The organism is Shigella sp. SIG3 (assembly GCF_053555855.1).
Genome location: NZ_JBQZXE010000137.1, coordinates 1 through 8903, shown reverse-complemented (window position 1 = coordinate 8903; position 8903 = coordinate 1). Strand labels below are relative to the sequence as shown.

4 protein-coding genes and 2 pseudogenes are annotated in these 8903 nt (G+C 52.6%); 2 read left to right on the top strand and 4 right to left on the bottom strand.

All coding sequences use genetic code 11. The annotated features are described in order from the left end of the window. Positions 1 to 2889 (top strand): annotated as a pseudogene (locus ACUU1I_RS17895) (diguanylate cyclase); the annotation flags it as partial. A gap of 109 nt (positions 2890 to 2998) precedes the next feature. Here the strand turns inward: ACUU1I_RS17895 and alkA are convergent. After that, positions 2999 to 3847, bottom strand: coding sequence for a DNA-3-methyladenine glycosylase 2 (gene alkA / locus ACUU1I_RS17890; RefSeq protein ID WP_000275665.1), 849 nt, complete (start codon positions 3845 to 3847; stop codon positions 2999 to 3001). 133 nt (positions 3848 to 3980) lie between these two features. Between alkA and yegD the strand changes: the two genes are divergently transcribed. Continuing rightward, the gene (gene yegD / locus ACUU1I_RS17885) at positions 3981 to 5333 is read left to right on the top strand and encodes a molecular chaperone (protein WP_000469678.1); all 1353 of its coding nucleotides are present in this window, start codon (positions 3981 to 3983) and stop codon (positions 5331 to 5333) included. 11 nt (positions 5334 to 5344) lie between these two features. Here yegD and yegI read toward each other — a convergent pair. From yegI to ACUU1I_RS17870, 3 genes and pseudogenes are all read right to left on the bottom strand, one after another. Continuing rightward, positions 5345 to 7285: pseudogene (gene yegI, locus ACUU1I_RS17880) on the bottom strand (protein kinase YegI). After that, positions 7282 to 8043: a PP2C family serine/threonine-protein phosphatase gene (locus tag ACUU1I_RS17875; RefSeq protein WP_000119071.1), complete on the bottom strand. Its 762-nt coding sequence runs from the start codon at positions 8041 to 8043 to the stop codon at positions 7282 to 7284. The pseudogene yegI and the gene ACUU1I_RS17875 overlap by 4 nt, the downstream one beginning before the upstream one ends. Continuing rightward, on the bottom strand, positions 8040 to 8699 hold the full coding sequence (locus ACUU1I_RS17870) for a vWA domain-containing protein (protein WP_000003200.1): 660 nt from the start codon (positions 8697 to 8699) through the stop codon (positions 8040 to 8042). Before ACUU1I_RS17870 ends, ACUU1I_RS17875 begins: the two co-directional genes overlap by 4 nt. Positions 8700 to 8903 lie beyond the last annotated feature (204 nt).

The following is an 8903-nucleotide window of genomic DNA, read 5'->3' as shown; positions in this document are numbered from 1 at the left end:
GGCTGGTTGTCCTGCTGACGCCCGGAGACGATCCTCTCAGGGCATTTTTGATATGGGTACTGTCAGAATCCATCGGCGCTCTGGCACTGGTGCCGCTGGGATTGTTATTTAAACCACACTATCTGCTGCGCCATCGCAACCCACGGTTGCTTTTTGAGTCGCTGCTCACGTTAGCCATCACACTGACGTTAAGCTGGCTTTCGATGCTGTATCTGCCGTGGCCTTTTACTTTCATTATTGTGCTGTTGATGTGGAGCGCCGTGCGCCTGCCACGAATGGAAGCCTTTTTGATCTTCCTTACCACGGTGATGATGGTGTCGCTGATGATGGCCGCGGATCCCTCCCTGCTTGCTACGCCGCGTACGTACCTGATGAGCCATATGCCGTGGCTACCGTTTTTGCTGATCCTGCTGCCCGCCAACATCATGACCATGGTGATGTATGCCTTTCGTGCGGAACGCAAACACATTTCCGAAAGCGAAACCCGCTTTCGGAACGCGATGGAATATTCCGCTATCGGTATGGCGTTAGTGGGCACCGAGGGACAATGGCTGCAATCCAACAAAGCACTCTGCCAGTTTCTCGGTTACAGTCAGGAAGAGCTGTGCGGACTCACCTTTCAGCAACTGACCTGGCCGGAGGATCTCAATAAAGATCTCCAACAGGTTGAAAAGCTGATAAGCGGTGAAATAAACACCTATTCAATGGAAAAACGCTACTACAACCGCAATGGCGATGTTGTCTGGGCGTTGCTTGCCGTCTCACTGGTGCGCCACACGGATGGCACGCCGCTCTATTTTATCGCTCAGATTGAAGACATTAACGAGCTAAAACGCACCGAACAGGTGAATCAGCAACTGATGGAGCGCATCACGCTGGCTAACGAAGCGGGCGGGATTGGCATCTGGGAGTGGGAGCTGAAGCCGAATATTTTTAGCTGGGATAAGCGGATGTTCGAGCTGTATGAAATTCCTCCGCATATCAAACCGAACTGGCAGGTGTGGTACGAGTGCGTGCTGCCGGAAGATCGCCAGCATGCCGAAAAAGTGATTCGTTGCAATCACGCTCGCCCTTTAAGCTGGAATTTCGCATTGCCGTGAAAGATGGCATCCGCCATATCCGCGCCCTCGCCAACCGGGTACTGAATAAAGAAGGCGAAGTCGAACGCCTGCTCGGCATTAATATGGATATGACCGAGGTTAAACAGCTTAACGAGGCATTGTTTCAGGAAAAAGAGCGCCTGCACATTACGCTGGATTCCATCGGTGAAGCCGTGGTCTGTATTGATATGGCGATGAAAATTACCTTTATGAATCCAGCGGCGGAGAAGATGAGCGGCTGGACGCAGGAAGAAGCATTAGGTGTTCCGCTCCTGACGGTGTTGCATATTACTTTTGGCGACAACGGACCATTAATGGAGAACATTTACAGTGCCGACACCTCACGTTCCGCGATTGAACAAGATGTGGTGTTGCACTGCCGGAACGGCGGCAGTTACGACGTGCATTACAGTATTACGCCGTTAAGTACTCTGGACGGCAGCAATATAGGCTCTGTACTGGTGATTCAGGACGTCACCGAATCACGCAAAATGCTGCGCCAGCTGAGCTACAGCGCCTCCCATGATGCACTGACGCATCTCGCCAATCGCGCCAATTTTGAGAAGCAACTGCGTATCCTGCTGCAAACGGTAAACAGTACACATCAGCGACATGCCCTGGTGTTTATCGATCTTGATCGCTTTAAAGCGGTGAATGACAGCGCCGGGCATGCGGCGGGTGACGCTTTACTGCGCGAACTGGCGTCGTTGATGCTGAGTATGCTGCGCTCCAGCGACGTGCTGGCGCGACTCGGTGGTGATGAATTTGGTCTACTGTTGCCAGACTGTAATATCGAAAGTGCGCGTTTTATCGCTACACGCATTATCAGTGCCGTGAATGATTATCACTTTATATGGGAAGGCCGTGTGCATCGGGTAGGTGCCAGTGCCGGGATTACCTTGATTGATGACAACAATCATCAGGCGGCAGAAGTGATGTCGCAGGCTGATATCGCCTGTTATGCCTCCAAAAATGGTGGACGGGGCCGGGTGACGGTTACGAACCACAGCAAGCTGCCGCACATAGCGAACGGGCGGCGATGTCGCTTGATGAACAGTGGCGGATGATTAAAGAGAATCAGTTGATGATGATCGCCCACGGTGTCGCTTCGCCGCGGATCCCGGAAGCGCGTAATTTGTGGCTGATTTCACTTAAGCTCTGGAGTTGCGAAGGCGAGATTATTGATGAACAAAAATTTCGTCGTAGCTTCAGCGATCCGGCACTTAGCCATGCTCTTGACCGACGGGTATTCCACGAATTTTTCCAGCAGGCCGCAAAAGCGGTTGCCAGTAAAGGCATAAGCATCGCCCTCCCCCTTTCCGTTGCCGGTTTGAGTAGCGCCACGCTGGTGAATGATCTGCTTGAGCAGCTGGAAAATAGCCCTCTACCACCACGGTTATTACATCTGATTATTCCGGCTGAAGCGATTTTAGATCACGCAGAAAGCGTGCAAAAACTGCGGCTGGCGGGATGTCGGATAGTGCTCAGCCAGGTGGGCCGCGATCTGCAAATCTTCAACTCGCTGAAAGCGAATATGGCAGATTACCTGCTACTTGATGGTGAGTTATGCGCCAACGTGCAGGGTAATTTGATGGATGAGATGCTGATTACGATTATTCAGGGGCACGCTCAGCGACTCGGGATGAAAACCATCGCCGGGCCAGTCGTTTTACCCTTAGTGATGGATACGCTTTCTGGCATCGGCGTCGATCTGATTTATGGTGATGTGATTGCCGATGCCCAACCGCTGGATTTGCTGGTGAATAGCAGTTATTTCGCGATTAACTGAGAGAGCGTTTGCCCATTGCCTGATGCGATGCTAACGCGTCTTATCAGGCCTACAAATCGCTCATTCCGCAGGCGGGATAAGGCGCTCGCACCGCTTCCGGCGACCAACGTCATGCTTCGTCTGGTTGCCAGCCTTCCGTATACCAGATATGCAACAGCGCATAAGAACGCCAGGGCTTCCAGCGCTCGGCATAACGGCGGATTTGTGCCGGTGTCATCCCCAGAAATCGCTGTTTAATCAGATAATCATCCGGCAGAAAAACATCTTTCGCCTGCCAGCCGCGCAAGGCGAAATAATTCGCCGTCCAGCGCCCGATACCCGGAAAAGTTTGCAGCGTTTTCATCGCCTGCTCCACATCGCCCGGTATTGTCATTGGTAAGGTGCCCTCCAGCGCCGCATTTGCCAGATGAATCAGCGCCTCTGCCCGTTTCAACGGCATACCTAACGCTTTTAATGCCTGCGGGTCGGCTGCTGCCAGCCGCTGAGGCGTGGGGAAGCAGATATACTCCGGAAAATCATCCAGCCGTTCGCCATAAAGCTGTGCCACTCTGGCGGTCAATTTTGCCGCCATCGCCACGCTCACCAGTTGGCCTAAAATCGCCCGCACGCCCTGCTCAAAAGCATCAACACTGCCGGGTAAACGCAATCCGGGCCGCGCCGCGCCTAACTTGCCCAACGCACCGTTAACAATCTGCGGGTTACATTGCAGATCAAGCAGGCGGCTCATTTTCGCCAGACACTCAGCGGCAACGGGTTCTAAACCTGCACTTAAATTTATGTGCAGAGTATGGCGGGCTATATCCGGAATAGCAGTCACCACGCCGCGATATTCGCCCACTGCCAGACTACGGGCATAATAACTGTCCGCGACCGTTTCCACACCACTCACCGCACGGGCGGCGAGAAATCCCAACATCCACGACCAGTCATACGGCGGCTGCCAGTTCAGGATATACATCGCATCTCCTTATTCATCCGCTTTCAGCATAAACGTTATTCAGACGTTACGCTTTGCTTTCATATTCCGGTTGTCGCGACGGCAACATTTCGCTAAAGTCACGCCCCTTCTTCACCGGCATGGGGATTATTTCGTGTTTATTGGTTTTGATTACGGTACAGCAAACTGTTCAGTGGCGGTCATGCGTGACGGTAAACCGCATTTGCTAAAAATGGAAAACGACAGCACGCTGCTGCCTTCAATGCTTTGCGCGCCAACGCGTGAAGCGGTAAGCGAATGGCTGTACCGCCATCATGACGTTCCGGCAGACGACGATGAAACGCAGGCGTTGTTACGACGGGCGATTCGTTATAACCGCGAAGAAGATATCGATGTTACAGCGAAAAGCGTGCAGTTCGGTCTTTCCTCACTGGCACAGTACATTGATGATCCAGAAGAAGTGTGGTTTGTGAAATCACCAAAATCGTTCCTCGGTGCCAGCGGCTTAAAACCGCAGCAGGTAGCGCTGTTTGAGGATCTGGTCTGCGCAATGATGTTGCACATTCGCCAGCAGGCGCAGGCGCAGCTGCCAGAAGCAATTACTCAGGCGGTGATTGGTCGCCCGATCAACTTCCAGGGGCTGGGCGGCGATGAAGCAAACGCCCAGGCGCAGGGGATTCTGGAACGCGCGGCGAAGCGTGCCGGGTTTAAGGATGTGGTATTCCAGTACGAGCCGGTAGCGGCTGGGCTGGATTACGAAGCCACCTTGCAGGAAGAAAAACGGGTGCTGGTGGTGGATATCGGCGGTGGTACGACTGACTGTTCATTGCTGCTGATGGGGCCGCAGTGGCGTTCGCGTCTCGATCGTGAAGCCAGTCTGCTGGGTCACAGTGGTTGTCGTATTGGCGGTAACGATCTGGATATCGCCCTAGCGTTTAAAAACCTGATGCCACTGCTGGGTATGGGTGGCGAAACCGAAAAAGGCATCGCCCTGCCGATCCTGCCGTGGTGGAATGCGGTTGCCATCAACGACGTTCCTGCACAGAGTGATTTCTACAGTAGTGCCAACGGTCGTCTGCTTAACGATCTGGTACGCGATGCCCGCGAACCGGAAAAAGTGGCCCTGTTACAGAAAGTCTGGCGTCAGCGTTTAAGCTATCGCCTGGTGCGTAGCGCAGAAGAGTGCAAAATTGCTCTTTCAAGCGTAGCGGAAACCCGCGCCTCACTGCCGTTTATCAGCAATGAACTGGCTACGCTGATTAGCCAGCGAGGGCTGGAAAGCGCCCTCAGCCAGCCACTGGCGCGGATTCTGGAACAGGTGCAACTGGCCCTGGATAACGCCCAGGAAAAACCGGACGTTATCTACCTGACCGGCGGTAGCGCCCGTTCTCCGCTGATTAAAAAAGCGCTGGCAGAACAGTTGCCGGGCATTCCGATTGCAGGCGGCGATGACTTTGGCTCCGTCACCGCCGGGCTGGCACGCTGGGCGGAAGTGGTATTTCGTTAAAAGAAAATGGCTCAGCAGCGGCTTAAATCAGCCTGCGCCTGAGCCAGTTTTTCTGCCGCCTGACGTAACGGTTCCATCAACGGCATGGTCCGTGCTGGAGCATGAAGGCGGAATCGCTGCAACTCTGTCGCGCCGACAGTCAACGTCGATTCCAGCCGATGTCGTTTGGCGGCCATTTTCGCCATTACCGCCTGTCTGTCTGCTGGCGTTACCGCTTCGTTCGGCCTGAACACAAAACGGCGTTCACAGCTCGCTTTCCAGTCGATGACCGCCTGGGTCAGATGATCACCAAACCCTTTAACTTGCTTAACGCCACGACGGGTAACACCTGCTGCTGTTTCAATACCAAAAGACCATAACGCCGCTTTACGCGCAGGGCCAACGCCGGGAATAGAGGCAACATCAATAAAAAATCCCTCCAGAAACTTCTACTTCTGCCGTTCCCTTGCAGTGTCATGAAGTGCTGCCAGAGCGAGTTTCTCTTCTTCCGGTAACCCGAGAATTTCGTCCTTCATTTTTTCGAGCATCGTCCGTTTGGCGATAAAACCTTCCAGGCCGCCTACCTGCTGGATCTGGCGGACTAAATGGTCATAGTCCATTTTCGCACGATTAAATGCCTCACGGCGTTGCTGAACTTCTGCTTTGTACGCTTTGCTTGTCAGACTGCCAATAATCCAGATAGCCGCCAGCACAGGAACCAAAATAATATAACGCGGTTCTGCCTGAAGGCCGCAAAGCAGCAGCGATAATGCTGACAGTGCGATCTCAAGCAGAATGATGTATTCGCGCCGTAACAGGCCTAAAGGAAGCGGCCTGCCAGTCGGTTGGAAATGATCGGGTAATGGCAGTTGCAATGCTGGCGGTGCTACTGACGCCATCACCATCGCCCAGACTTTTGCCAGCACAAAATCCCCGCCGGTGGTAATGACCTCTTCGCCGAGATCAATAAAATAGATAACGCCTTGATTATCCAGCGTACACCACAGGCAGTCGGTCAAATGAGCGGGATAAACATGCATTGCCGAAACGGGACATTTCTTTAACTGTTGGCGCAGAGAATCAAGCGCCGCTACCCACGCTTTAGCCGTCGGACGCCCGGTTGCCACGCCACTTTCCGTGAATGCCTGCTGAAACATGGCTTCAACATCACTCGGTAACATCGATAGCGGAATCGATCGTGGCGGCGGTTTTAAACCACGTCGCTGATTATCTGACGCGTAGGCATAACGGAAATGGGTAATATCCGTCTCCAGCGCATTACCCGCATCAGAGATAAGCGGCACACCAGAATAAGGATGCCGGCCACCAAACAAGACGTGAAAAATCAGCAACGCAAGGCCAAAATTACCGTGATTTTCTGTGCGTTCAAAGCCGACAAATGACGACAAGGTTTGTAGCTCTGGCGGCGTAAAATGCGACACGCCGACTTCGCATAAATGCAGTGTGCCATTGGCGTTAATCTGAAAGGAGTCGCTATCAATCAACACCACTTTGCTGTCGCGACCTACCATAAAACTGTTCTGGTTTACGTCACCCACGACATGCCCGTGCTCGTGAACCGTAGCAAAAGATGAAGCAATATTGCGCGCAACATAGAGTAGAAAATCCCACGCACAATGAGGGTAACGTTGACGACGATGTGCCGGGCTATAGATCATATGAATCGGTTCTTTACCAGAAACTTTTGGCATCATAAAACCGATAACTTTTCCGCCTCGTCCACCGTGAAGCGTTGCCTGCGGCCAGGCGACATAATTCAACAATTGCGCGTCAGCTGTCGCAGCCATAAAGGCAAGTTTGTCCTGTTTTAAGGCGGGTGGCGGCGTGTGATAAATCTTGGCGACGCTATCGACAAACTCATTGATATCATAAACCGCGCCTTCACCGCCTTTGCCCAGTTCACGGCCTGGCGTAACGCACTCGCCAGTAGCAGTATATAAAGTGGGTTTCATGGTAACCACAGCGCCAGTGCCAACGTTTTATCATCATCCGTACGCTCGTTTACCGCCGGGCTGGACAAAAACTGCTTTAACAATTCAGGTAATAAATCGAGTTGTTCCTGCGTTGCTGACGCCAGTCCATTGAAAAACGGGGTAAAGAAAGGCACATGCGGAGAATTATCCAACATATTTAACGCCAGTCGCTGGATACCATCCGTAAATGCTGCAACTTTATGCACACGCTCAGTGCTGGTGAAAGTTTCCAGTCTGGAAACGGCATCTTCATCGGTAATGAAGTGCGTCATATTGGCATATTCACCCACCATCGGCGTAAGCGGCAATTGCAGACCGTGACCAAAATCCACCACCACGCCGCCATCGCCAATCTGCATAATCAAGGTGCCATTAGCCGATGAAATCAATCCCAGAAACGTGCAGGCAAAATCGCGAACTGCTAATTCTTTGGCTTCCGCCTCGGCAAAAAGTCGCTGACGAACGGTCAGCACAATATCCGTGGCGAGGATATCATTAAGCCCCAATTCCCCACCCTGCACTTTTTGCGACATATAAGCCATCGCTTCATTGACGGCGAGCATCGCGCCTTCGCCCCCCTGCGAAACGCTACCTGCGCCATCAGCAAGGAACATCACCAGTAATGGCTGCTGGTCATTTAGCCAGGCAACCTGCATCTGGCAGGCATCCTGGCAAGGCAAGTCCGCGCTGATGTGCGACGTTCCAACAGCGGATGCATAAACCAGACGCCAGCTCACACTGACGTCCAGCCTTTTGGCGCTTCCAGCACAACTTCCGTTCCCGGCGTGGAGCGGGAAACCGAACGCAGCGAACTGGATAACCAGCTAAACAGTTCACGGAATTGTAATCCTTGCAGAGGCAAAGGCTGACGAACGCTGATTTGTGCCAGAGTCTTCATATCCGCCCCCTGAACACCGATGGAAAAGAAAGCAAACCTTTTATCTTCTTCCCCCCGAAACACTTTGTTGGCTGCAGCCTGCCACTCATCGGTTGGTGCACCATCGGTAATCAGGAAAATCCACGGGCGATAATACGAAATACCATTTGCACGATACTCACGTTTCCGCTCCTCTACCATATCCAGGGCTTTGGTAATGGCCGCACCCATTGGTGTATCGCCCTGGGCAAACAGGATGGGCGGAAAAAAATTAGCGGCGCTGGTAAAGGGTTGTTCCACATGCACCGGGCCGAACGTCACAATGCCGAGTTCCACTCTTTTTAAAGCCAGCGAATCGGCAAGCAGCTCATCGCGAAAGGTAACCAATCCGGTGTTAAGTTCATTAATAGGTCTGCCACTCATCGAGCCAGAAACATCCAGCAGCAGAATGCAGGGGCAACGTGGTTCCGGGTTACTGGCAAAATCGCTGGTGGCAAACGTGATTTGTTCGCTCATAAGAAATCCTTTCTTAGAGAATTATTGAGGTCCGGTATCATACCGACTGCAATAATGAAATAAGAGCAAACGAAGAAACTTTCAGAATTAGTCCCGGCGGCGCAGAAAATTTTGCTATTCGCCTCGCAAGAACGGAGAGCCGTCGATTGACACTAAGGGCGGAGTGACATAATTTCAGGAGTGAGGGTTAGGGAGAGGTTTCCC

Bases quoted from the DNA above. Each gene is read 5' to 3' on its own strand.
- alkA (WP_000275665.1), bottom strand. From the start codon at position 3,847: ATGTATATCCTGAACTGGCAGCCGCCGTATGACTGGTCGTGGATGTTG.
- ACUU1I_RS17870 (WP_000003200.1), bottom strand. From the start codon at position 8,699: ATGAGCGAACAAATCACGTTTGCCACCAGCGATTTTGCCAGTAACCCG.